23 protein-coding genes are annotated in these 22617 nt (G+C 72.8%); 9 read left to right on the forward strand and 14 right to left on the reverse strand.

Annotated features, from left to right (window positions below; all coding sequences use genetic code 11):
• Nucleotides 1-68: 68 nt before the first annotated feature.
• The 3 genes from COUCH_RS25180 to COUCH_RS25190 all read left to right on the forward strand — a co-directional run bounded on the left by COUCH_RS25180 (nt 69) and on the right by COUCH_RS25190 (nt 5170).
• Nucleotides 69-3434 (forward strand): family 16 glycoside hydrolase, encoded by a 3366-nt coding sequence (locus tag COUCH_RS25180; RefSeq protein WP_249607671.1) that lies wholly within the window; start codon nt 69-71, stop codon nt 3432-3434.
• A gap of 72 nt (nt 3435-3506) precedes the next feature.
• Nucleotides 3507-4193 carry a Type 1 glutamine amidotransferase-like domain-containing protein gene (locus COUCH_RS25185; RefSeq protein ID WP_249607672.1) on the forward strand — a complete coding sequence of 229 codons (687 nt, stop codon included), beginning with the start codon at nt 3507-3509 and terminating at the stop codon, nt 4191-4193.
• 20 nt (nt 4194-4213) lie between these two features.
• Nucleotides 4214-5170: a GlxA family transcriptional regulator gene (locus COUCH_RS25190; protein WP_249607673.1), complete on the forward strand. Its 957-nt coding sequence runs from the start codon at nt 4214-4216 to the stop codon at nt 5168-5170.
• 178 nt (nt 5171-5348) lie between these two features.
• Here COUCH_RS25190 and COUCH_RS25195 read toward each other — a convergent pair whose 3' ends face one another.
• Entirely contained in the window at nt 5349-5936 is a 588-nt protein-coding gene (locus tag COUCH_RS25195) for a hypothetical protein (protein WP_249607674.1), read from the reverse strand.
• Nucleotides 5937-6581: 645 nt separating this feature from the next.
• On the opposite strand from COUCH_RS25195, the gene gap reads away from it, so the two are divergent.
• Nucleotides 6582-7577: a type I glyceraldehyde-3-phosphate dehydrogenase gene (gene gap / locus COUCH_RS25200; RefSeq protein WP_249607675.1), complete on the forward strand. Its 996-nt coding sequence runs from the start codon at nt 6582-6584 to the stop codon at nt 7575-7577.
• A 708-nt stretch (nt 7578-8285) separates the two neighbouring features.
• Here the strand turns inward: gap and COUCH_RS25205 are convergent.
• Entirely contained in the window at nt 8286-8843 is a 558-nt protein-coding gene (locus tag COUCH_RS25205; RefSeq protein ID WP_249607676.1) for a DM13 domain-containing protein, read from the reverse strand.
• A 283-nt stretch (nt 8844-9126) separates the two neighbouring features.
• On the opposite strand from COUCH_RS25205, the gene COUCH_RS25210 reads away from it, so the two are divergent.
• Complete coding sequence (locus COUCH_RS25210) at nt 9127-9501, forward strand: VOC family protein (protein ID WP_249607677.1); 375 nt, start codon at nt 9127-9129, stop codon at nt 9499-9501.
• A 34-nt stretch (nt 9502-9535) separates the two neighbouring features.
• Here COUCH_RS25210 and COUCH_RS25215 read toward each other — a convergent pair whose 3' ends face one another.
• The 9 genes from COUCH_RS25215 to COUCH_RS25255 all read right to left on the reverse strand — a co-directional run bounded on the left by COUCH_RS25215 (nt 9536) and on the right by COUCH_RS25255 (nt 17253).
• The gene (locus COUCH_RS25215; RefSeq protein WP_249607678.1) at nt 9536-10336 is read right to left on the reverse strand and encodes a universal stress protein; all 801 of its coding nucleotides are present in this window, start codon (nt 10334-10336) and stop codon (nt 9536-9538) included.
• 21 nt (nt 10337-10357) lie between these two features.
• Entirely contained in the window at nt 10358-10501 is a 144-nt protein-coding gene (locus COUCH_RS25220) for a hypothetical protein (RefSeq protein WP_249607679.1), read from the reverse strand.
• Nucleotides 10498-11352 carry a universal stress protein gene (locus COUCH_RS25225; RefSeq protein WP_249607680.1) on the reverse strand — a complete coding sequence of 285 codons (855 nt, stop codon included), beginning with the start codon at nt 11350-11352 and terminating at the stop codon, nt 10498-10500. Before COUCH_RS25225 ends, COUCH_RS25220 begins: the two co-directional genes overlap by 4 nt.
• 139 nt (nt 11353-11491) lie before the next feature.
• Nucleotides 11492-12262 (reverse strand): rod shape-determining protein, encoded by a 771-nt coding sequence (locus COUCH_RS25230; protein WP_249607681.1) that lies wholly within the window; start codon nt 12260-12262, stop codon nt 11492-11494.
• 128 nt (nt 12263-12390) lie between these two features.
• On the reverse strand, nt 12391-12597 hold the full coding sequence (locus COUCH_RS25235; RefSeq protein ID WP_249607682.1) for a hypothetical protein: 207 nt from the start codon (nt 12595-12597) through the stop codon (nt 12391-12393).
• Between the two features lie 78 nt (nt 12598-12675).
• Entirely contained in the window at nt 12676-14097 is a 1422-nt protein-coding gene (locus COUCH_RS25240; RefSeq protein WP_249607683.1) for an amino acid permease, read from the reverse strand.
• Between the two features lie 50 nt (nt 14098-14147).
• Nucleotides 14148-14951 (reverse strand): sugar phosphate isomerase/epimerase family protein, encoded by an 804-nt coding sequence (locus tag COUCH_RS25245; protein WP_249607684.1) that lies wholly within the window; start codon nt 14949-14951, stop codon nt 14148-14150.
• Nucleotides 14948-16102: a DUF993 family protein gene (locus COUCH_RS25250; RefSeq protein ID WP_249607685.1), complete on the reverse strand. Its 1155-nt coding sequence runs from the start codon at nt 16100-16102 to the stop codon at nt 14948-14950. The genes COUCH_RS25245 and COUCH_RS25250 overlap by 4 nt, the downstream gene beginning before the upstream one ends.
• Nucleotides 16099-17253: a Gfo/Idh/MocA family protein gene (locus tag COUCH_RS25255; protein WP_249607686.1), complete on the reverse strand. Its 1155-nt coding sequence runs from the start codon at nt 17251-17253 to the stop codon at nt 16099-16101. Before COUCH_RS25255 ends, COUCH_RS25250 begins: the two co-directional genes overlap by 4 nt.
• Before the next feature lie 101 nt (nt 17254-17354).
• Between COUCH_RS25255 and COUCH_RS25260 the strand changes: the two genes are divergently transcribed.
• The 3 genes from COUCH_RS25260 to COUCH_RS25270 are packed head-to-tail and all read left to right on the forward strand — an operon-like array spanning nt 17355 to nt 20240.
• Nucleotides 17355-18392: a LacI family DNA-binding transcriptional regulator gene (locus COUCH_RS25260; RefSeq protein WP_249607687.1), complete on the forward strand. Its 1038-nt coding sequence runs from the start codon at nt 17355-17357 to the stop codon at nt 18390-18392.
• A 19-nt stretch (nt 18393-18411) separates the two neighbouring features.
• Nucleotides 18412-19293 carry a DUF6910 family protein gene (locus tag COUCH_RS25265; RefSeq protein ID WP_249607688.1) on the forward strand — a complete coding sequence of 294 codons (882 nt, stop codon included), beginning with the start codon at nt 18412-18414 and terminating at the stop codon, nt 19291-19293.
• Between the two features lie 56 nt (nt 19294-19349).
• On the forward strand, nt 19350-20240 hold the full coding sequence (locus COUCH_RS25270; protein ID WP_249607689.1) for an SMP-30/gluconolactonase/LRE family protein: 891 nt from the start codon (nt 19350-19352) through the stop codon (nt 20238-20240).
• A gap of 253 nt (nt 20241-20493) precedes the next feature.
• Here COUCH_RS25270 and COUCH_RS25275 read toward each other — a convergent pair whose 3' ends face one another.
• Together COUCH_RS25275 and COUCH_RS25280 are read right to left on the reverse strand one after the other, a co-directional pair.
• Complete coding sequence (locus COUCH_RS25275) at nt 20494-20853, reverse strand: hypothetical protein (protein ID WP_249607690.1); 360 nt, start codon at nt 20851-20853, stop codon at nt 20494-20496.
• A 78-nt stretch (nt 20854-20931) separates the two neighbouring features.
• Nucleotides 20932-21312 carry a YccF domain-containing protein gene (locus tag COUCH_RS25280; protein WP_249607691.1) on the reverse strand — a complete coding sequence of 127 codons (381 nt, stop codon included), beginning with the start codon at nt 21310-21312 and terminating at the stop codon, nt 20932-20934.
• Between the two features lie 114 nt (nt 21313-21426).
• Here COUCH_RS25280 and COUCH_RS25285 point away from each other — a divergent pair, with 114 nt between their 5' ends.
• Nucleotides 21427-22254 (forward strand): MerR family transcriptional regulator, encoded by an 828-nt coding sequence (locus COUCH_RS25285; RefSeq protein ID WP_275980148.1) that lies wholly within the window; start codon nt 21427-21429, stop codon nt 22252-22254.
• 96 nt (nt 22255-22350) lie between these two features.
• On the opposite strand, the gene COUCH_RS25290 is transcribed toward COUCH_RS25285, so the two are convergent.
• Nucleotides 22351-22617 carry a GlsB/YeaQ/YmgE family stress response membrane protein gene (locus COUCH_RS25290; RefSeq protein WP_249607693.1) on the reverse strand — a complete coding sequence of 89 codons (267 nt, stop codon included), beginning with the start codon at nt 22615-22617 and terminating at the stop codon, nt 22351-22353.

Genomic DNA, 22617 nt, shown 5'->3' on the forward strand with positions numbered 1-22617 from the left:
ATGGACTGTTACAGGAAAGAGTCCTAACGTGACGCCATTGATACTCGTCGCTGCCTTTGGAGCGCTCGATGAGAAGACTGTTCCCGCTCTCGGTGTTGTCCTGCGCCGCCGTCCTCGGCAGCCTGCTCACCGCCACCCCCTCCCCGGCCGCCGTTCCCCCGCAGGAGCCCGGCGTCACGCTGCGGACGTACGACCTGCAGACGTCCCGGGACGCGATCTGCACGCTGAAGACGGGCCAGACCCCGAACGTCGACAAACTCCTGCCGACGATCAACTGGACCACTGCCGCCGACTTCGGGCTCGAGGACCACTTCCAGTCCGAGGTCATCGCCAACCTGAACGTCGCCACCGCCGGGTCGTACGCGTTCCGCCTCACCAGCGACGACGGCTCCCGGCTGCAGATCGACGGCGCGACAGTGATCAACAACGACGGCGCACACGGACCCACCGCCGTGACCGGCACCGTCAGCCTGACCACCGGTTACCACGCCCTGCACGCCGACTTCTTCGAGCGCGACGGCGGCCAGCAGCTCACCCTCGAGTGGCAACCGCCGGGCACCGGCTCCTTCACGGTCGTGCCGGCCTCGGCGCTGAGCACCGACGCCGGCGTGGTCCGGGTGACCGCACCGGGCCGCAAGGAGTGCGAGGCCTCGGGCGACTCCCCCGGCGACGGGCTGCCACTGACCTCGGTGCACCCCGGCTACACCCTCACCAACCTGCGCCCCAGCGGCTTCCAGCCGCAGGTCAGCGCCATGGACTGGTTCCCGGACGGGCGCCTCGCGATCGCCACCTGGGGCGGCAGCGACACGGTCGCCGGAGAGGTGTACGTCCTCAGCGGCGTCACCGGCGCGACGTCGCCGAGCCAGGTCACGTACAAGCGGATCGCCACCGGCCTGCGCGAGCCGATGGGGCTGAAGATCGTCGACGGAAAGATCTACGTGTCGCAGAAGACCGAGCTGACCGAGCTCAACGACACCAACGGCGACGGCGTCATCGACCAGTACCGCCGGGTCGCCACGTGGCCCTTCGACGGCAACTTCCACGAGTTCGCGTTCGGCCTGCTCTACAAGGACGGGTACTTCTACCTGAACCTGTCCGTCTCGATCGACCTCGGCGGCGCGACCACGGTGCCGCAGGGCTCGGCGAACCGCGGCACCAGCCTGAAGATCAACCGGTCCACCGGCGCGGTCCAGTACGTCGCCGGCGGCCTGCGGACCCCCGACGGCATCGGCTGGGGACCCGACGGCGACGCCTTCGTCACCGACAACCAGGGCGGCTGGCTGCCCGCCTCCAAGCTCGTGCAGATCAAGCAGGACCGGTTCTTCGGCCACTACACCGACCCCGACGGCCCGTTCGACGGCCAGCCGGTCACCCAGCCGGTGCTGTGGCTGCCGCAGAACGAGATCGCCAACTCGCCGAGCACCCCGCTGATGCTCGACTCCGGCCCGTACGCGGGTCAGATGATCTTCGGCGATGTCACGTACGGCGGAATCCAGCGCGCCTACCTGGAGAAGATCAACGGCCAGTACCAGGGCGCGGTCTTCCGCATGACCCAGGGCCTCGAGATGGGCGTGCTGCGCACGAGCCTCGGCCCGGACGGGGCGCTCTACGTCGGCGGGCTCGGCGCGGGCGGCAACTGGGGCCAGGAGGGCAAGCTCACGTACGGCCTGCAGAAGCTGACGCCCAACGGCACCAGCGTCTTCGACATCAAGGCGATGCGGGCCGTGCCGGGCGGCTTCGAGCTCGAGTACACCCAGCCGGTGTCCACCGACACCGCCGCGCAGCTGGCCGCCCGCTACCGGGCCGAGCAGTGGCGCTACGTGCCGACCCCGGCGTACGGCGGACCGAAGGTGGACGAGGAGACGCTGCCGGTCGCGTCGGCGACCCTCTCGGCGGACCGCCTGAAGGTGACCCTCACGCTGAACGGGCTCAAGCCGGGCCGGGTCGTGCACGTCCGCTCGCCGCGGCCGTTCACCTCGGCGTCCGGGGCGTCGCTGTGGAGCACCGAGGCCTGGTACACGCTCAACAGCCTCGTCGACGGCACCACGCTGAAGACGGATCAGGTCGAGGCGGAGAACTCCGGCCTCAGCGGCGGCGCGGGCGTGGCGACCGACCACACCGGCTACACCGGGTCGGGTTTCGTCGCCGGCTTCGGCAACGCGGGCGCGGCGGCCACGTTCAGCGTCAACGTGCCGGCGGCCGGCTCGTACCCGGTCTCGCTGCGCTTCAGCAACGGCCCCAACCCGTCGGCGGGCGCGAAGACCGTGAGCCTCTACGTCAACGGCAGCAAGGTACGCCAGATCAGCCTCGCCGACACCGGCAACTGGGACACCTGGGCCACCAAGGCCGACACGGTGACGCTGCGGGCCGGCGGCAACACCATCGCGTACAGGGTGGACAGTGGCGACGTGGGCCACGTCAACCTCGACAACCTGACCGTCGGTTCCGCCGGTTCCACCCCCGGCACTGCCCGTACCGGCACCGTCACCGGCATCGGCGGGAAGTGCCTCGACGTCGCCGGCGGCAGCAACGCCGACAAGACGAAGGTGCAGATCTACACCTGCAACACCTCGTCCGCGCAGAGCTGGACCCGCGACGGCGACACGCTGCGGGCGCTCGGCAAGTGCCTCGACATCGACAACGCCGGCACCGCCGACGGCACCAAGGTGCAGCTGTACACCTGCAACAACAGCGCCGCGCAGGTCTGGCAGCAGCAGGCCAACGGCTCGCTGCTCAACCCGGCCTCCGGCAAGGTGCTCGACGTGGCGGGCGGCGCCACCGCGGACGGCACCCAGGTCCAGATCTGGACGTGGGCGGACGTCGCCCAGCAACGCTGGACCCACAACGGCACGAGCCGGGTCACCCTGTTCGACGGCGGCACCCTGGGCGCCTTCCAGAACGCCGACGGCAGCGCGCCGACGTGGCCCGTCTCCGGCGGCTCGGCCGAGGTGCTCGGCGGCGACCTGCGGACCAAGCAGACGTACGGGGACTTCAAACTGCACGCCGAGTTCTGGCTGCCCAACCTGCCCGCCGACGTGACCGGCCAGCAACGGGCCAACAGCGGCATCTACCTGCAGGACCGATACGAGCTGCAGGTGCTCGACACGTACGGCAAGGCCGCCCTCGCCAACGACGAGTGCGCGGCGATCTACCAGAAACGGGCGCCGTCCTCGAACGCGGGCACGGCGCCGGAGACCTGGCAGACGTACGACGTGACGTTCCGCGCGGCGCGCTACAACGGCTCGACGAAGACGGAGAACGCCCGCGTCACCGTGGTGTGGAACGGCACCACCGTGCACAACAACGTCGAGATCGACGGACCGACGGGCAACGGGGCCGCGGAGGGACCGGCGTACGCACCGATCCGCCTGCAGGACCACGGCGACCCCGGGGCGAACGTGCGCTACCGCAACCTCTGGATCGAACCGGCCTGATCCCACCCGCCGGCATGGGAGGGGCCGGTCCGCCGGCCCCTCCTCCGGAGTGACGGAGAATATCCTCGCGTCATGCGGTTCCTTCTCACGTCGTCAGGCATCAGCAACCCGAGCATCGCCGACGCGCTCGTCGACCTGCTGGGCAAGCCGGTCGACCAGGCCACGGCCCTGTTCATTCCCACCGGCGTCTACGCCTTCCCCGGCGGGGCGCACCGGGCGTGGACGGCCATTCACGGCCACGCCACGATCCCGCTGTGCCGGCTGGGCTGGAAGTCGCTGGGGTTGTTGGAGCTCACCGCGCTGCCGACCATCCGGGAAGAGAACTGGGTCCCGGCGGTCCGCGAGGCCGACGCCCTCCTCGTCTGGGGCGGCGACGTGCTCTATCTGACCCACTGGCTGCGCCGGTCGGGGCTGGCAGATCTCCTGCCGTCGCTGAACGACACGGTCTACGTCGGGGTGAGCGCCGGGAGCATCGCGGTCACCCCGTACAACTGCGACGCCGAATTCAACCTCGGCTTCGTGCCCGACGGCAGCGACATGGCGCAGGGCGCGGACCGGGCGCTGGGACTGGTCGATTTCACGCTGTACCCGCACCTCAACCACCCGGACATGGCGGACGCCCAGCTGTCCGCCATCCGGACGTGGGCGTCCGGCATCCCGGTCCCGACCTACGCGATCGACGACAACACCGCCATCAAGGTCGTCGACGGCGCGGCCGAGGTCATCTCCGAAGGCGACTGGGAACTGATCCGTCCCTGACCGGTGCCTACGCTGGGTGCGTGTCCACCCGTTCCCTGCGCCGTGTCGCGGTCCTCGTGCTCGAGGGGGCCAAACCCCTCGACGTGGGCATCCCGGCCCAGGTGTTCACGACCCGGGCGAGCATGCCGTACGAGGTACGGGTGTGCGGCCCGGCGCCCGGCCTCGTCACCGGCGGCGACGGGCTCTCGTACCACGTCGCCGACGGCCTCGACGCGCTCACCCGGGCCGACATCGTCTTCATCCCCGGCTACCGCTTCCCGGACCGCGACGACCCACCCCCGGCCGTCGTCTCGGCGCTGATCGACGCCCACACCCGCGGCACCCGCCTCGCCGCCATCTCGACCGGAGCGTTCGCGCTGGCCGCCACGGGCCTGCTGGACGGCAAGCGGGCCACGACCCACTGGCACTACACCCGCGCCCTCGCCGCGAAACACCCCGGCATCCGGGTCGACGAGAACGTCCTGTTCGTCGACGAGGGCGGCGTCCTCACCTCGGCGGGGGCGGCCTCCGGCATCGACCTGTGCCTGCACATCCTCCGCGGCGACCTGGGCGTGGCCGCATCGAACCACGCGGCCCGCCGGCTGGTGGCCGCCCCCTACCGCAGCGGAGGCCAGGCCCAGTACGTCCCCCGCAGCGTCCCCGAGCCTCTGGGCGAACGCTTCGCCGCCACCCGCGAATGGGCGCTGCACCGGCTCGGCAAACCCCTCACCCTGGAGACCCTGGCCCGCCACGCGGCGGTCTCCCCCCGGACGTTCTCCCGCCGCTTCGTCGAGGACACCGGCCACACGCCGATGCAGTGGGTGCTGCGCGCCCGCATCGACATGGCCCGCGAACTGCTCGAACGGTCGCAACGCAGCATCGAGCAGATCGCCGCGGACGTCGGGCTGGGCACGGGGGCGAACCTGCGTCTGCACTTCCAGCGCATCCTCGGCACAACACCGAGCGAATACCGCCGCACCTTCGCCAACGGCGAGTGACCGTCAGCCGGCGGTCGGAGGAACCGGCGCGCTCGGAACCGGCGCGCTCGGCAACCGGCGCGCTCGGCGGTCGGCGCGCTCGGCGGTCGGCGCGGGCGGTGCGCTCGGCGGTCGGCGCGGTCGGTGCGCGCGGCGGTCGGCGCGGTCGTGCGCTCGCCGGTCGGCCGCTCGGCGGTCACTATGGAAGGAACTGTTCCTGGACCTTCACGACCTTGCCGCCCTTCACGGTCAGCCAGTAGAGCGTGTGCTCGAGCCGCTTCTTCAGCCCGGCCACGCCCACCTCGGTGTCCGCGGTCGCGTCGCCGTCGGTCACCAGCACCGGCACCTTCGAGGCCAGCGGCAGGGTCCGCGTCTTCTTGTTGTCGTTGACGATGAAGTAGTCGTTCGGCGGCGTCTCGTCGCTCTCGCCGGGGTACCGCTTCTTCCACTCCTTCGCGGCCTTGTCACCGGTCAGAAACTCCACGAGATCCATGGTCAGCGTCCCCTCGCTGACCGCGGTCACGTACGCGGGCCACCGCCCGTCCCCGATCGCGGCCTGAGTCCCGGCCGCCACGGGCTTCGTACCCGAGGTGGCCGGCGTCGTCGCGGAGGTGGCCGGAGTCTCGTCCCCGCCCCCCGCGGGCGTCGCGGCCGAGACAGCTGCGGATGGCACGGACGGAGCCTTTGTCGGGGTCGATTCGGCCGGCGACTTCTGACAGCCGGCGGCGAGCAGCGACAGGGCGAACAGCGCGGCCACCCCGGGAGCGACGGTACGGTGCAGGTGCATACCGCAAGATCGCATATCCGCGGCCGGCGAGCGGCCAGATACCCGACAGTCGCGCACCCGAAGGCTGACCACGAAAGCGTGACCCAGCAGGCCGAATACCACCATGCCGGCCGCTTTCAACGGCGTCTGAGGCCCATCCCGGAGCGCCGAGCCACCGTGCCGGAGCGGGGCCTGCAGCCGACGCCCTGCCGCGGCCCTCGCCTCACCGGCGCGCCGTGCCCGTCGCTCGGCGGGCCGGCGGCGGCGGGCAGCGGACCAGCGCGCAGCGGAGGCGGGCCGCGGCGGGTCGGCCGGCGGGCGCGGGCGACGGCGGGCAGCGGACCAGCGCGCAGCGGACGCGGGCCGCGGCGGGTCGGCCGGCGGGCGCGGGCGACGGCGGGCAGCGGACCAGCGCGCAGCGGACGCGGGCCGCGGCGGGTCGGCCGGCGGCCGACGGCGGGCGCGGGCGACGGCGAGCGCGGGCGACGGCGAGCGCGGGCGCGGACGACGGCGGCGGCGGGCAGCAGCGGGCAGCGGGCAGCGGCAGCACCTCCCACCGGCGGCTGCCGCCCGTCGCCCGTCGTTCCTGTGGGGTGGCGCGATCCTTGCGAACCGTGGCGCGCACGCCGCTGTCCCGGGCGGGGCGGCGGACGCGAATCTGGGGGCATGACTCGTATCGCGATCAACGGATTCGGCCGCATCGGACGCAACGTCCTGCGTGCCCTGCTCGACCGGGACAGCAAGCTGGAGGTCGTCGCGGTCAACGATCTCACCGAGCCCGTCGCCCTGGCGCGGCTGCTCGCGTACGACACGACGGCCGGGCGGCTGGGGCGTCCGGTGACGGCCGACGGTGACGCCCTCGTCGTGGACGGCCGCCGCATCACGGTGCTCGCCGAGCGTGACCCGGCCCGGCTGCCGTGGGCGCAGCTCGGCGTCGACGTCGTCCTGGAGGCCACCGGCCGTTTCACATCCGCCAAGGCCGCCCGCGCCCACCTGGACGCGGGCGCCCGCAAGGTCCTCGTCGGAGCCCCGTCCGACGGCGCCGACGTCACCCTCGCGTACGGCATCAACACCGACGCGTACGACCCCGGCCGGCACACGATCGTCTCGAACGCCTCGTGCACGACGAACGCGCTGGCCCCGCTGGCCGCGGTGCTCGACCAGCTCGCCGGCATCGAGCACGGCTTCATGACGACGGTGCACGCGTACACGCAGGAACAGAATTTGCAGGACGGCCCGCACCGCGACCCCCGCCGCGCCCGCGCGGCTGCGGTCAACATCGTGCCGACCACGACGGGCGCCGCCAAGGCCATCGGCCTGGTCCTGCCCAAGCTCGACGGCAAACTGTCGGGCGACTCGATCCGCGTCCCGGTCCCGGTCGGCTCCCTCGTCGAACTCAACACCACCGTCTCCCGCGACGTGACCCTCGACGAGATCCTGACGGCGTACCGGGTGGCGGCGCAGGGCCCGCTCGCCGGCATCCTCGAATACTCCGACGACCCGCTGGTGTCCTCGGACATCACCGGCAACCCGGCATCGGCCATCTTCGACTCGGCCCTCACCCGGGCCGACGGCCGCCACGTCAAGGTGGTCGCCTGGTACGACAACGAGTGGGGCTTCTCCAACCGGGTGATCGACACGCTCGAGCTCCTCGCAGCCTGACGCCCGACGAGCAACGGGCAGCCGGCCCGGCGACGGCACCCTGGCGCACCCGGCAAGCCGCAACGGGGGCGGGAGCGGATCCGCTCCCGCCCCGGCAGGGAGAAACCGCTGCATCTATGCCGAGCGGCCGCATCAAAACCCGCTTCGACCGCAAGGCCGCTGCCCACGTTCACCTGCCATGCCACGCGATAGCGCCAACGCAACGCGAGGCTGCACAACAAGACGAGAGGCGCAGAGCGCGACGCAAAGCCCCACAGCGCGACGCGAAACCCAACAGCACGACGCAAGGCGCAGAGCGCGACGCGACGCGACGCACCACAACGCGACGCACAACGCGACGCGACCACAACGCGACGCGACGCGACGCACAACGTGAAGCGCAGAGCCTGACGCGAAACCGCACAGCGCGACGCGGAGCCCAACAGCACCACGCAAGGCGCAGACCGCCACAACGCGACGCGCAGCCAAGCACCACGCGACGCCAAGCACAACGCGACGCCAAGCACAACGCGACGCCAAGCACAACGCGACGCGAAGCCAAGCGCCACGCGAGGCTGACGCGAAACCGCACAACACGACGCAGGCGCGGAGCGCGACGCGTGCCCCGCAGCTCGAGGTGAAGCGCATGGCTTGTCGCGAAGCGGCACAGCATGGCGAAGCCGTGGAGCCGATGCGGCACAGAGCGGCGCGATCCGCACAGCGTGGCGATTACTGGAGGAGCGCCGCGCCGAAGGAGACGGAGAAGCGTTTGCACCAGATGCTGATGCTTCGGTAGTTGTCCAGCTTCACGTCGGCCGGCACCGGGTAGACCTGGTTGCCGCGGTTTCCCTTGAGGCGGCCGAGCTCGACGTGGCGGCCGTCGTCGAAGACGCTCCAGGCGTCGGGGCCGGTGATCGCCTGCTGGTCGGTCAGCCAGACTCTCAGGTCCGGCCCGTCCGACGTGTCGAGGCCGACGAGCTCGAGCTGGTGGGTGCCGTCGCCGTTGCGGACGAGGCGGGCGGCGCCCGTGGTGTCGTGTTCGTGGCTGACGAAGGTTCCCTTGCGCACCACGACCGGTCCGGCAGGGGGTGCCGCGGCGGACGAGCCCGAGGGTGACGACGCCGCCGGGGCCGGCGTCGGCGCATCGGCGGTGGAGAGCTGGTCGGCCACGGTGGTGTCGGTGACGAGCCGCCACGGCTGGAACCAGAACAGGCCGGCCACGGCGCCGGCGCCGAGCACGGCGATCACCAGCCAGGTCGTGGGTCTGTGGAGAAGTCGTCGGATCACGTGAACGAGTCAACCGGGCGGGGCCTCACGACGGAAGAGATCAACTCCTTACCGACCTCATACGGTTTCCGGCACGAAGCCGCGCCGGCACGAAAGCCCGCCGGCACGAAAGGCCGCCGGCACGAAAGGCCGCCGGCACGAAAGGCCGCCGGCACGAAAGCCCACCCGGCACGAAAGACCGCCGGCACAAAGCCCACCCGGCACGAAAGGCCTCCGGCACAAGGCCGCGCCGGCAGAACGAGCGGACTCAGCCGCACACCGATCGGGGTGCTAGACAGAGGACATGACCAGCCGCATAGCCACGATCGCCATCGACGCCCTGGACCCCCGCCGGGTCGCCGACTTCTGGATCGCCGTGCTCGGGTGGACGGTCCTCGACGAGAGCGACGGCATCGTCACCATCGGCCCGGCCGATTCCGCCTGGCCCACCATCGACGTCGTGCCCGTTCCGGAGCGCAAGACCGTGAAGAACCGCCTCCACCTCGACCTGCGCGCGGACGGCACCACGGCCGCCCAGGAGGTCGACCGGCTCCTCGCCCTGGGCGCCACCCACGCCGATGTCGGTCAGGATCCGGACTCGACGTGGGTGGTGCTCGCCGACCCCGAGGGCAACGAGTTCTGCGTGCTCTCCCGCACGGTTCAGGACGTGGGCATCTAGAAGCCGGCACCGCCCCGGACAACCCGCCCCGACGTCACCGCCGATCGCGAGCGATCAGCACCGGACACTCGGCATGGTGCAGCAGGTGCAACCGGATCGGGCCCAGACGCAGCCCCTCGAAGTCCTGGTGGCTGCCCGCGCCGACGACGAGCAGGCCGGCTTCGCGTGACTTCTCCACCAGGACGGCGCCCGGCTCCCCGGACGCCACATGGCAGACGACCGGAACCTCGGGGTACTTGCCCCGCCACGGCGCCAATTGGTCGAGCACGCGATCCGGTCCGGTCTGCGCGGTCACGGCCAGCAGCGTCGCGGGCCGGCGCAGGTTCGCTTCCTCGAACGCCGTACCCATGGTCGTCGACGCTCCGGGCGACTCGGTGACGCCGACGACGACCGTACGGCGGTCGCTGCTCCAGCCCGGGCGCACCACGGCGACCGAGGAGGGTGCGTACGCGGCCAGCTGAGTGGTCACCGGGCTGAGCAGCGGTCCGGGGCTCCCCCGGCCGCGGCCGCCGACGACGAGCAGGTCCGCGTCGGTGGCCGCCTCGAGGAGCACCGGCACCGGGTCGCCGACGATGGCGGCGCCCCTGACGGGTACGCCCTCAGCGCTCGACCGCGCCTCGTTCACGGCGGCGTCGAGGATCTCCCTGACGTGCGCGCCGGTGGTGCGGACGAGTTCGCCGCGGGACGCGAAGCTGCGGCCCGGGATCCGCCACTGGTACGCGACCACGACGTCCAGCCCGACCCCGCGCAGTTGCGCCTCGGCCGCCGCCCAGCGGACGGCGGCCGTGCTGGTGGCGGATCCGTTGGCCCCGACGACGATTCCCGGTGCTGTCATGGCAACTCCTTCGGCTGACGTCTACCAGTTGGCGGGCGGGTCGCTGGCGGGAAAGGAGTCCCGGCCCCAGACGTCCACGATGTCGGGGTCGTCGGGTTTGGTGGCGCCGGGCGCCGGGCGCGGAAGCGGGACCTTGTCGGCGACCGGCCGTACGGTGGTGGTCATCGTTCCTGCTCCTTCGATTCCGGGCCGGCGCTGTTGACGGGCACCACTGTGACCGGTCGGTCGGCGTGTTCGATGAGGGCGCGGGACGTCGAGCCGGCGATCAGGCCGCGGAAGCCGCCGCGGCCGCGCGAGCCGACGACGATCATCGCGGCGCCCAGGCGGTCCGCGGCGTCGATCAGGGCGGTCGCCGTCGTGTCACCCTCGGCGGCCTCGTGGCGGTACTTGACGTCGCTGTAGCGCCGGCTGAGCGCTTCGGCCTGCCCGTCGACGACGCCCGGCTCGATGCCCGTACGCGACCCCTCGTGCGTGACGATCACCAGCTCGGCGTCGTGGCGGCGGGCGTCCGCGAAGGCGGCCTCGGCGGCGGTGAGCGCGTGTGCCGAGCCGTCCATACCGACCACGATCACGGCGTCGTCGTGCCGTTCGGCGTCGCGTACGACGGTGACCGGGGAGGCGGCGTGAGCGGCGACCTGCGTGGCCGTCGAACCGGCGAGCAGGCCGGCGAAGCCACCGATGCCGCGATGGCCGACCACCAGCAGCGCGGCGTCGCGCGAGTAGGCGGTCAGGATCGCGCCGGGTGACCCGTCGACCAGCCGGGTCGTCACGGTGAGGTCCGGCCATTCCTGCCGTACGTCGTGGGCCGTGCGGGCGAGCAGGTCCAGCAGCGCGGCTCGTGGCCCGCGCAGGATCTCGTCGTACGGCGGATACATCGGCGGCGGGACGATGACCCATCCGAACGCGTACACGATGCTCAGCTCGGTTCCTCGCAGCGCGGCCTCCCGCGCCCCGTGCCGCACGGCGGCCTCCGATGCCGCCGAACCGTCGAAGCCGACAACCACGGGCGCGCTCATCACATACCTCCTTCTACGACTACCGGAGACTCAAGTCTTGCCGGTGGCCGGAAATCCGGACATCCGTCCGACCAGTCAACGTCGTCGCCCGTGGTTGCCGGTCACCGGCAATGAGGCGGATATCCTGGACGGACCGGCGTCAGCCGGTGAGCAGCCGGCGCAGGCCGGTGAGGGTGGCCATCGGCGGGTCGGCCGGCATGGTCACCGACAGGCCGGTCAGCGCGGCCAGCCGGGCGGCGACCCCGGGCGCCGCCGCGCCACCGCCCGTGATGATCAGCCGGCGGACGCCGGCGCCGGGCCGGAGGGCGGAACCGGGGCCGCTGAGCCGGCGCACGGAGTCGGCGATCGGCAGGATCCGGTCGACGGGGTCGTCGTGCTCGACGCGCTCGGCCGCGGCCACGCTGCGGTCGCGGATCCGGGCCACCTCGGTACGCCCGGATCCGATGTCCACGACGATCAGATCGTCGCCTCCCGGGTCGGGGCGGCAGGCCAGCGCCGCCGCCAGGGGTTCCTCCACCGCGACCACCCGTCCGCCGAGCGCCCGGCGGACCGCGGCGACCAGGACGTTGCGCTGCCGCAGGGTCGCGGTCGCGGGCACGCCGACGAGCAGGGGGAACGCCTCGTCCGGCGGCAGGCCGAGGTCGGCGGCGAGCAGCCGGAGCAGATGGACGCAGGCGAAGAAGTCGCGTACGACGCCGTCGCGCACGGGCCAGGTCCGGGCAGCCCCGGGCCGGGCGGTCAGCGCCGCCCGGCCCGCGACGTGCCGGCCGCTGCCCGGCCGGCAGAGGACGGCGGGTTCGGCGAGCACCTCGCCGGTCGCCGCGGTCCACAGCCGGACGGTGGAAGTACCCAGATCAAGGGCGAGTCGATGGCGTACGCCGGGGCGGGCGTACGCGCCGGCGGTCAGCATGCCCGTCGCCCCCTCGTGACGGACCGGAGCGCGGCGGGCGTGCGGGAGCACGGTGGATGAACGAAGGTCGGCATGGTTCTCCCAGGCCAAGGGGCAGCGTCACGGCGGACGCTGCGCAGCGGGCGGCTTCAGATGGTCGTCGCCCGCGCCGGCGGGGCCCGGTCCGCCGACCACGCGGGAACGCAGCCGGGGATCGCCCGGCGGGTCAGCCGGAAGACGATGCACAGTCCTGCGTCGCGTGCGGTGGCCAGGGCGGCCATCAGGACGGCCCACAGGACCAGCGCCGGCAGCGCGAAGCGCGAGCCGGCGCCGCCGAAGCCGCGCCCGTCATGCATGCCGGCCACCATAGCTGCTATCCGTGGTCGCGGCTACGACGCAGCGTGCACGCCGGCGGCCGGAAGGCGGCGGCGCGGTCAGGACCGGTCACGGTTCAGAAGGGAATGACGCCGGCCGTACGTGGCGTAGACCACCGCTCCCAGCACGAACCACACCACGAACCGGATCCACGTCACCGGCGACAGGAACGTGATCAGCCAGATCGAGAAGATCACGCCCAGCGCCGGCACCACCGGCATGCCCGGCAGCCGGAACGTCCGGGGCAGCTCCGGGCGCCGGTAGCGCAGCACGATCACCGCCACGCAGACCACGATGAACGCGAGCAGGATGCCGATGTTCGTCAGTTCCGCCGCCTCGCGGATGGGCAGGAAGCCCGCGATGACCCCCGAGGCCACGCCGACGATCCAGGTCACGCGGGAGGGTACGCGGCGCACCGGGTGGAGACGGGCGAACCAGGAGGGCAGCAGGCCGTCGCGGCTCATGGCGTACCAGACGCGGGTGACGCCGAGCATGAACGTGAACATCACGGTGAGGATGCCGATGATGGCGCCGACCGCGATGACGTCGGCGAGGCCGGAGAGGCCGACCGAGGCGAACGCCGAGGAGAAGCCGCTGGTGGGGTTGATGTCCCGGTAGTTCTGCATGCCGGTCAGCACGAGGGTGGCGAGCACGTACAGGACCATGGAGACCGCCAGCGAGTAGACGATGGCCCGGGGCAGGTGGCGGCTGGCGTCGCGGGATTCCTCGGCCGCGGTGCTCATGGCGTCGTAGCCGAAGACCGCGAAGAACACCGTGGCGGCGCCGGTGATCGCGCCGCTGACACCGAAGGGGAAGAACGGCCGGTAGTTGGCCGTCTTGACGTGGAAGAAGCCGACCACGACGACGAGCAGGACCACCGCGATCTTGATGCCCACCACGGCCGTCTCGGCGCGCGCGGCCGCGCGGATCCCCCGGTTCAGCAGGTACGCGATGAGCAGGCACAGCAGCACGGCGAACAGGTCCACCACGTGGCCGTCGCCGGTCCCGGGCGCACCGAGCATCCAGTTCGGCAGGTCGACGCCGATCTCCGACATGAGGAACCCGAAGTAGCCGGAGATGCCGATCGCCACGACCGCGACGATGGCCGTGTACTCGAGAAGCAGGTCCCAGCCGATGAACCAGCCGACGACCTCGCCCAGCACGACGTAGCCGTACGTGTAGGCGGATCCGGCCTTGGGGATCATGCCGGCGAACTCGGCGTAGGACAGGGCCGCGGCGGCGCTGGCGACGCCGGCGATGAGGAACGAGATGAGCACGGCCGGGCCGGCCGTCTCGTGGGCGACCGCCCCGGCGAGGGCGAAGATGCCGGCGCCGATGATGCCGCCGATGCCGATGGCGGTGAGCTGCCAGAGTCCGAGCGAGCGGGTGAGGCCGCTCTCGCTCTCGTCGGCGATGTCCTCGACGGGCTTGCGGCGGAACAGACCCGATCCGCGGCCGAAGCGTTCCGGTGTCGTTGTCATGTCAACGGCCTACCATGCCGAGGGCATCGCCGCATCCACAAGCGTGGATATCAGGCGACGTGGGCGCGGTACCGGGTGATCGTCTCGGCGAGGATGTCGCGTCCCGGGCGGCCCCACAGCTCCTCGTTGAAGACCTCCACCTCGACCGGTCCGGTGTAGCCCGCGGCGTCCACGGCCTCGCGGAAGCGGCGCAGCTCGACGCAGCCGGTGCCGGGCAGGCCGCGGCCGAGCAGCACCCCGGCGGGCAGCGGGGTGAGCCAGTCGGCGGCCTGGAAACAGGCGATGCGGCGTTCGCGGCCTGCCCGCTCGATCTGCGCCCAGACGCCGTCGTCCCACCACAGGTGGTACGTGTCCACGACGACACCCACGGCTTCCGGCGGGTACGCAGCGGCCAGGTCGAGCGCCTGCTCGAGGGTCGACACGACGCACCGGTCGGAGCAGAACATCGGGTGCAGCGGCTCGACGGCGAGCTGGACGCCGCTCGCGAGCGCGTACGGCACCAGCTCCCCCAGGGCCGCGCCGATGTGCGCGCGGGCGGCGTCGAGGTCCCGGCTGCCCGCGGGCAGGCCACCGGAGACGAGGACGAGCACGGGCGCGCCCAGCGTCGCGGCCTCGTCGATGGCGCGCCTGTTGTCGTCGAACCAGCCCGGTTGCTGGAAGAAGCCTCCGCGGCACAGCGAGGTGACGGCGAGCCCGGAGTCGCGCATGAGGCCGGCCGCGCGCTGCACCCCGTACGCGTGGACGTCTTCCCGCCAGAGCCCGACGGCGGTGACGCCCTCCGCGACGCAGCCGGCCGCCAGGTCCGGCAGCGGCCATCCCTTGGCGGTCGCCTGGTTGAACGAGAAACGCTTCACGGCTGCGCCACCCCCGCGGTGACGGCCCAGGCGCGGGCGCGGTGGGCGGCCGGGCCGGTGTCGGGCAGGACGCCCGCCGCGTCCGCGAGCCGCAGCAGCCGGGCGAGGTGCAGCGGCGACCGTCCGCTCTGGACTCCCCCGGCCATGACGAAGTGGTCCTGGTGGCCGGCCAGCCACGCGAGGAAGACGATGCCGGTCTTGTAGAACCAGGTGGGTGCCGCGAACAGGTGACGGGCCAGGGTCACGGTCGGTTCGAGGATCCTGTCGTACGCGCTGACGTCGCCGGCGTCCAGGGCGCGCAGCGCCGCGCCGGCGGGTGGCGCGATGGCCGCCAGGACACCGAGCAGCGCGTCGGAGTGGCCCCGGTCGTCGCCGCGGATCAGCGCCGGGTAGTGGAAGTCGTCGCCGGTGTAGAGGCGTACGCCCGCGGGCAGCCGCCGCCGCAGTGCGACCTCGAACGCCTCGTCGAGCAGCGACAGCTTGATGCCGTCGACCCGTCCGGGGTGCGCGGCGACGAGCTCGACGACGGTGTCGGCGGCGCGGGCGGGGTCGTCGGAACCCCAGTAGCCGCCGAGCAACGGGTCGAACGCCGGGCCGAGCCAGTGCAGGATCACCGGGCTCCCGGCATCGGCGAGGAGACGGCCGTAGACGTCGAGGTAGTCCTCGGCCCGGGTGGCGGCGGCCGCCAGGTGCCGGCTGCACATGAGCACGGGTCCCGCGCCCGCCTCCTGGACGTCGGCGAGCTGTTCGGCGTACGCCTTGTGGATCTCGTCGAGGGTGGCCGGGCCGGGGGCGAGCTGGTCGGTGGCCACGCCCGCCACGATGCTGCCGCCCACGGCCGCCGCTTCCCGCGCGGAACGGCGGATCAGCTCGCGGGCCGCCGGATAGTCCAGGCCCATGCCGCGCTGCGCGGTGTCCATCGCCTCGGCCACGCCGAAGCCGTACGACCACAGGTGCCGCCGGAACGCCAGCGTGGCCTCCCAGTCGAGCACCGGTGGCGCGCCGGGCACGTTCTCGGCTCTCGGATCGGCGACCACGTGCGCCGCGGCGTACGCGATCCGGCTCGTGAACCGGGCGCCGGGAGTCGCGTATCCGGCACCGGCGCCCGACAGGGTCAGCGGTCCGTCGGGCAGGTGCACGGTCGCGTTCATCGGTGCAGCTCGGGGATCTCGACGCGGCGGCCCTCGCGGGCGGACCGCAACCCGAGCTCGGCCAGTTGCACGCCGCGCGCTCCGGCCCACAGGTCCCAGGTGTACGGCGCGTCCTCGGCGACGTGCCGCAGGAACATCTCCCACTGCGCCTTGAAGCCGTTGTCGAACTCCTCGTTGTCCGGCACCTCCTGCCACTGCGCGCGGAACGCGTGGGTCACCGGCAGGTCGGGGTTCCAGACGGGCTTCGGGGTCGCGGCGCGGTGCTGGACCTTGCAGCCGCGCAACCCCGCCACGGCACTGCCGTCGGTGCCGTCGACCTGGAACTCGACCAGCTCGTCGCGGTTCACCCGCACGGCCCAGGAGGAGTTGATCTGGGCGATCACGCCGCCGTCGAGTTCGAAGATCCCGTACGCGGCGTCGTCGGCGGTCGCCTCGTACGGCTCACCGTTCTCGTCCCAGCGGCGGGGAATGTGCGTGGCGACGTGGGCGGTGACGGCGCGGACGGGGGCGAACAGCTGCTCCAGCACGTAGTGCCAGTGCGGGAACATGTCGACGACGATGCCGCCGCCGTCGGCCGCCCGGTAGTTCCAGCTGGGGCGCTGGGCGGCCTGCCAGTCGCCCTCGAAGACCCAGTAGCCGAACTCCCCGCGTACGGAAAGGATGCGGCCGAAGAAGCCGCCGTCGACGAGCCGGCGCAGCTTGCGCAACCCGGGCAGGAAGAGCTTGTCCTGCACGACGCCGTGGCGCACGCCGGCGGCGTCGGCGGCGCGGGCCAGGTCGACCGCGCCCTGCAGCGTGGTGGCCAGGGGCTTCTCGGTGTAGATGTGCTTGCCCGCCTCGATCGCCTGGTGGATCGCCTTCTCGCGCTCGCTGGTGACCTGCGCGTCGAAGTAGATCCGCACGTCGGGGCGGGCCAGCGCGGCGCCGAGGTCGGTGGTCCAGTCGGTGAGGCCGTGGCGCGCGGCGACGTCGCGCAGCTTGGCCTCGGTGCGCCCGACGAGGACCGGCTCGGGCCAGAGCACCGAACCGTCGCGCAGCGGCAGTCCCCCGCTGTCCCGGATCGCCAGCAGGGAGCGGACCAGATGCTGCCGGTAGCCCATCCGGCCGGTGACGCCGTTCAGGACTATCCCGATGGGAATGCGAGCGGTCATGGCCGCACCCTCCGCTAGGTAAGCGCTTTCCTCGGAGGCTACCGGCGGGTGCGGCGCTCAGGCAAGCGCTTGCCCGGCTCCGGTCGGCTAGGGTGATCGGCGTGGCGACTCTGGCGGATGTCGCGCGGCGTGCGGGGGTGTCCACCGCCACCGCGTCACGCATCATCAACAACAGCCCGAAGCCGGTCGGCGAGGCGCTGCGCCGGCGCGTGCTCGCAGCCGTGGCCGAGCTCGAGTTCGTGCCCAACGCCAACGCCCAGCAGCTCGCCCGGGCGCACCGCACCGCGGTCGGGGTGATCGTGCACGACGTCTCGGACCCGTATTTCGCCGAGATCACCCGCGGCCTGCAGCGGGTCGCCACCGACCACGGCCGGCTCGTCATCATCTGCAACAGCTACCGCGACCCCGAGCGCGAGCTGGCGTACGTGGACCTGCTGCACGCCCACCGCACCGCGGCGATCGTGCTCGCCGGCTCCGGCTACCACGACGCTCCGATCACCGCGCGCCTCGACCGCAAGCTGCGCCTCTACGAGGGCACCGGCGGCCGCGTGGCGGTGATCGGCCGGCACGAGCACGCGGGCGACGCGGTCGTCCCGGAGAACGAGCACGGCGGCTACCTCGCCGCGGACGCCCTCTACCGGCTCGGGCACACCACGATCGGCGTGATCGCCGGCCCGAAGCACCTCACCACGACCACCGACCGGCTCGCCGGCCTGCGCCGCGCGGCCCGCGAGCACGGCCACCGCCTCACGGCCCGGCACATCGAGTACGCCGGCTTCGACCGCAACGGCGGCATGGCGGCCGCGGGCCGGCTGCTGGACCGCAACCCGTCGCTGACCGCCATCGCCGCGCTCAACGACTCCATGGCCGTCGGCGCTCTCGCCTGCCTGCGCGAACGCGGCGTCGAGGTGCCCGGCCGGGTCAGCCTCATCGGCTTCGACGACATGCCGATCTCGGTGGACGTGACGCCGCCGCTGAGCACCGTACGGTTGCCCCTGGAGGAGATCGGGGTCCGGGCCATGTCGCTCGCTCTCCGCGAGCCGGACGACGAGCCGCGGGTCGAGCACGCGGCCGCGGAGCTGGTGCTGCGCGACAGCACCGCACCCCCGCCGGGGCCCGCCAAGGGCCGCCGCGCGTGACACCGGCCCGGGAGAGACCATGCGTGTGACAACGGATCGGCCGACCGAACTGCGGTTCGACGACGGCGACCCGGTCCGGGCCGCCTCGGCCGTGGCAAGGTTCGGCGACGGCTGGCTGGTCGCCCAGGACGACGCCACGCACGCCGCCTGGCTGCGACCCGGCGGCGTCGAGCGGGTCCGGGTCCTCCCACCGGTCGACGGGCACGAGACGTTCAGCTCGGCCGAGGGTACGAAGCACCTCAAGCCCGACTTCGAGGCGGCCTGCCCGATCGGCGACGGCGTCCTGCTGCTCGGCTCCGGGTCGTCACCGGCCCGGATGCGCGCCTGCCTGGTCACGCCCGGCGGTGGCCGCACCGTCGCCGACCTCACCCCCCTCCACCACGCCGTCGGCGACGCCCTGGGGCTCGCGGACGGCCACCTCAACCTCGAGGGTGCCTGTGTCGTCGGCGACCGGCTGCGGTGGTTCCAGCGGGGCAACTCGGCGGCGGGCGTACCGTCGGCCTCCGTCGACGTGGACCTCGAGGCGCTGCTCGCCGCCGTGGCCGGGGCCGGCAGTGACCGGGTCGGCATCGGCGGCGTCCGCCGGTACGACCTCGGCACGGTCGCCGGGGTCGCGCTGGCCGTCACCGACGCGGTGGCGCTGCCCGACGGGCGGGTGATCGTGAGCGCGGCCGCCGAGGACACGCCCAACGCCGTCGACGACGGGCCCGTGGTCGGCGCCGCGGTGGCCGTGCTCGCCGACGGTCACGAGCCCGAGGTCGGCCTGCTGCCGCACCCGGACAAGATCAAAGGGCTGGCGCTGCGCTCGTCCGGCGCCGCCGGCGCGGAGCTGCTGGCGGTGGTCGACGCCGACGACCCGGCCGTGCCGTCGGCCGCCCTGTCGCTGCGCCTGAGCTGGTGAGCCGCCGCGACCCGGCGGTGTGATTAGGACGGCGGCGCGCGGGGGATCACCAGCCGATGAGCGACGTCACCGCACTCACCCCGGACCGGCTGGAACTCGGCGAAGGCTCCCGCTGGACCGGCGACCGGCTCGTCCTGGTCGACATCCCGGCGGGCCGCCTGCTGACCGCACCGGCGCCCGACACCCCCGGCCGGCGCGCCGCCGACGCCCTCACGGAACTGGCGAAGCTGCCGGACCCGCTCGCCGCGGTCGCCGAGGTCGCCGGCCGGCCGGGTACCTGGCTGGCCGCCACGGGCACCGGCTTCGCGCTGATCACCGGCGGCGGGGCGGTCCGCGCGCTCACCGCCCCGGAGCCGGTGACGGACCGGCCCTGGCGCATGAACGACGGCGTCGCGGACCGGACCGGCCGGTTCTGGGCGGGCAGCATGGCCTGCGACCAGAGCCCCCGCTCGGGTGCCCTGTACCGCCTCGACCCCGACGGCTCGGTCCGCACCGTGCTGCGCGACCTCACCATCGCCAACGGCCCCGCGTTCAGCCCGGACGGCCGCACGATGTACCTGTCCGACACGCCGCTCGGCCACATCGACCGGTTCGACGTGGACCCGGCGACCGGCGAGCTGAGCGGCCGCCGGCCGTTCGCCCGCCTCGACCCGGACCACGGCGCCCCGGACGGCCTCACCGTGGACGCCGAGGGCCACGTCTGGGCGGCCCTGTTCGGCGGGGCGGCGGTGCACCGCTACCGCCCCGACGGCGTCCTGGACCGCCGGGTGCCGCTGCCGGCCCGCCAGCCGACCAGCGTCTGCCTGGTGGGCGGCACGCTCGTCATCACCAGCGGCCGCGGCGGCCTGGACGGCCCCGGCCCGGACGACGGCGCGGTGCTCGTCACGGACGCCGGCCCGGGCGTCCGGGGGATTCCCGCCCTGCCGGTCCGGCTGGACGCGATCTGAGTCGACAGCACGGCCGATCGGCCCTCCGGGCGGCCTTCGCACGCGACTCCGGCCCGGCCTCCGCCCCGGTTTGGCACGGCCTCTGGCGCGACCTGGACGGCCTTCGCGGCCATCGCGCGGCCCTGGCGCCGGCTCGGGCTTCGCGCGCGGCAGTGGTGCGGCCCCCGCGCGGGACTGGGGCCCTCGCGCGGCACTGGCGCCGCGTGGGCTTCGAGCCGCCCTCGCGGCGTCTCTCGTGGAGCGCGGGGCCGTCCTAGCGGGCGCTCCAGCCGGCCGCCCGGCAGGCGTTCCCGAACGCGTCGCCGTCGCGCTTCCACGCCGAGCCACCGTCGGCGGCGCTGCGCCCGAGCGCCGTCGCCCGGTCCTGGATGGCGTCGTTGTCGCTGTCCCGCGACGACTGGCTCACCTTGTCCGCCAGCGCGAGCCGCGCCGACTTCGTGCGCGCCTGCCCGTACCCGTCGGCGTAGTCGGTGCAGGCCTTGGCCGCCGCGTCGTCGAGCTGCCCCGGCCCCTGCGCCGCGGTCGACGACCGGGTGGCCGACCAGGCGATGAGCAGGGCCACGCAGACCACACCGATGATGATTAGAGTCTGCTTGCTGAGCTTGACCTTCATGTCGGAATTGGACCACGCCGCGGGGCCGGGCGTACCACCGGCGGGGCCCGGCGGCGGCCGCGCGCCCGGGTGATGCGGTCAGCGGTCGACGTCGACGATCTCGCGTCCGAGCGGCCAGAACGCCACGGGCACCAGCTTGAAGTTCGCGATGCCGAACGGGATGCCGATGACCGTCACGCACTGGGCGACCCCGGCGACGACGTGGGTCAGCGCGAGCCACCAGCCCGCCACGACCACCCAGACGATGTTCGCGAGGCCGGACGGCACGCCGGCGCCGGGCCTGCTGACGACCGTACGGCCGAACGGCCACAGCGAGTAGACGGCCAGGCGCAGCGAGGCGACGCCGAACGGGATCGTGACGATGAGCGCGAAGCAGATGAGCGCCGCAAGACCGTAGCCGAGGGCGAGCACGAACCCGCTGCCGAAGATGAACCACAGGATGTTGAGAATCAGCCGCACCCGTTCAGCATGACTCCGGCATGCGAGCCATGCCCCTCCACGCGACGAGAACCTGGCTGATGATGGTCGGGTGGTTGACCTTGACACGGTGTCATGGCCTGGAGTGCAGAGGTCATGTTGAGTATCGGAGACCTTGCCCGGCACACCCGGGTGTCCGCTCGGATGTTGCGGCACTACGACGCCCTCGGCCTCGTGACGCCGGAGCGCGTGGACGAATCCACGGGCTACCGGTGGTACGCCGCGTCGCAGATCGGCCGGGTGAACAGCGTCGTCGCGTTGAAGGAGCTCGGCTTCACCCTCGAGCAGTGCCGCTCGATCCTGGACGAGCGCGTCGGCGTCGGCGACCTCGTCGCCCTGTTGCGTCTCAGGCAGGCTGAGCTGGCCCAGCGCATCGAAGCTGACACGGCGCGGCTGGCGGAGGTGGGCAGGCGGCTCCGGTCCATCGAGAGAGGACTGACCGTGACCAACGAATCGTTCCAGCTGAAGGAGCTTCCCCGGCTGCGCCTCATGCAGGCCAGTGCCGAGGTCAACGACATCAGCGAGATCGGCACCATGACGGCGGTGCTGCTGGACCGGGTTTCACGGCAACTCTCCGCCGCGACTGTCCCTCCGGCGGGGCCGCGCGTTCAGACGTACTACGGCCGGCCGGACGGCTCGAAGATCGATGTCGCGGTGGGCTGGCCCGTCGGCGTCGGCGGCTCTGTCCCGGACGGGCTGGACGTGGTGGAGCTGCCGGAGGAACGGCACGGCGCGTGTGTGGTCCACCATGGCCCGGCATCCGACATCGCTGACGCCTGGCAGGCGTTCGACGTGGCCCTCGAACAGCGGGACCTGGAGCCGTACGGCGTCAGTCGCCAGGTACATCTGCACGGCGATGCGCCGGACGACGTGGTGGTCGAGCTGCAGTGTCCGGTTCGCCCCCGCGGCTCGCTCTGCGGCTGATCCGGCTCTGCCGCACGGTCATCGGCCGCATCCAGGGCGGGGACGGCGAGCCCGCCCGGGAAGCCGGGCTCGCCGTCGTCCGGGGCCGTCCGCGCGTCAGGGCCGGCGGCCGCGGATGCCCGCCGCGAGGCTGACGCCGATGGCCGCGAGGGCGATCTGGATGATCAGCTCGATCCAGTCGATGCCGCCGGTCTCCGCGACGCCGAGACCCGCCGCGATGAAGGTGCCGATGATCGCGGCCGCGATGCCGATCAGGATCGTGAGCCAGATCGGGATGTTCTGCCGGCCGGGAACGACGAGCCGCCCCAGCGCGCCGATGATCAGACCGATGATGATGGCGGTGATGAAGCCGGAGATTTCCAC

Origin of the sequence: Couchioplanes caeruleus (assembly GCF_023499255.1) — a bacterium.
GTDB lineage: Bacteria > Actinomycetota > Actinomycetes > Mycobacteriales > Micromonosporaceae > Actinoplanes > Actinoplanes caeruleus_A.

Coding starts and splice junctions, on each gene's coding strand:
- COUCH_RS25235 (WP_249607682.1), bottom strand. CDS start 12,597: ATGCATGACGGGCGCGGCTTCGGCGGCGCCGGCTCGCGCTTCGCGCTG.
- COUCH_RS25220 (WP_249607679.1), bottom strand. CDS start 10,501: ATGACCACCACCGTACGGCCGGTCGCCGACAAGGTCCCGCTTCCGCGC.
- COUCH_RS25275 (WP_249607690.1), bottom strand. CDS start 20,853: ATGAAGGTCAAGCTCAGCAAGCAGACTCTAATCATCATCGGTGTGGTC.
- COUCH_RS25285 (WP_275980148.1), top strand. CDS start 21,427: ATGTTGAGTATCGGAGACCTTGCCCGGCACACCCGGGTGTCCGCTCGG.
- COUCH_RS25195 (WP_249607674.1), bottom strand. CDS start 5,936: ATGCACCTGCACCGTACCGTCGCTCCCGGGGTGGCCGCGCTGTTCGCC.
- COUCH_RS25240 (WP_249607683.1), bottom strand. CDS start 14,097: ATGACAACGACACCGGAACGCTTCGGCCGCGGATCGGGTCTGTTCCGC.
- COUCH_RS25250 (WP_249607685.1), bottom strand. CDS start 16,102: ATGAACGCGACCGTGCACCTGCCCGACGGACCGCTGACCCTGTCGGGC.
- COUCH_RS25210 (WP_249607677.1), top strand. CDS start 9,127: ATGACCAGCCGCATAGCCACGATCGCCATCGACGCCCTGGACCCCCGC.
- gap (WP_249607675.1), top strand. CDS start 6,582: ATGACTCGTATCGCGATCAACGGATTCGGCCGCATCGGACGCAACGTC.
- COUCH_RS25180 (WP_249607671.1), top strand. CDS start 69: ATGAGAAGACTGTTCCCGCTCTCGGTGTTGTCCTGCGCCGCCGTCCTC.
- COUCH_RS25215 (WP_249607678.1), bottom strand. CDS start 10,336: ATGACAGCACCGGGAATCGTCGTCGGGGCCAACGGATCCGCCACCAGC.
- COUCH_RS25185 (WP_249607672.1), top strand. CDS start 3,507: ATGCGGTTCCTTCTCACGTCGTCAGGCATCAGCAACCCGAGCATCGCC.
- COUCH_RS25225 (WP_249607680.1), bottom strand. CDS start 11,352: ATGAGCGCGCCCGTGGTTGTCGGCTTCGACGGTTCGGCGGCATCGGAG.
- COUCH_RS25255 (WP_249607686.1), bottom strand. CDS start 17,253: ATGACCGCTCGCATTCCCATCGGGATAGTCCTGAACGGCGTCACCGGC.
- COUCH_RS25265 (WP_249607688.1), top strand. CDS start 18,412: ATGCGTGTGACAACGGATCGGCCGACCGAACTGCGGTTCGACGACGGC.
- COUCH_RS25230 (WP_249607681.1), bottom strand. CDS start 12,262: ATGCTGACCGCCGGCGCGTACGCCCGCCCCGGCGTACGCCATCGACTC.
- COUCH_RS25270 (WP_249607689.1), top strand. CDS start 19,350: ATGAGCGACGTCACCGCACTCACCCCGGACCGGCTGGAACTCGGCGAA.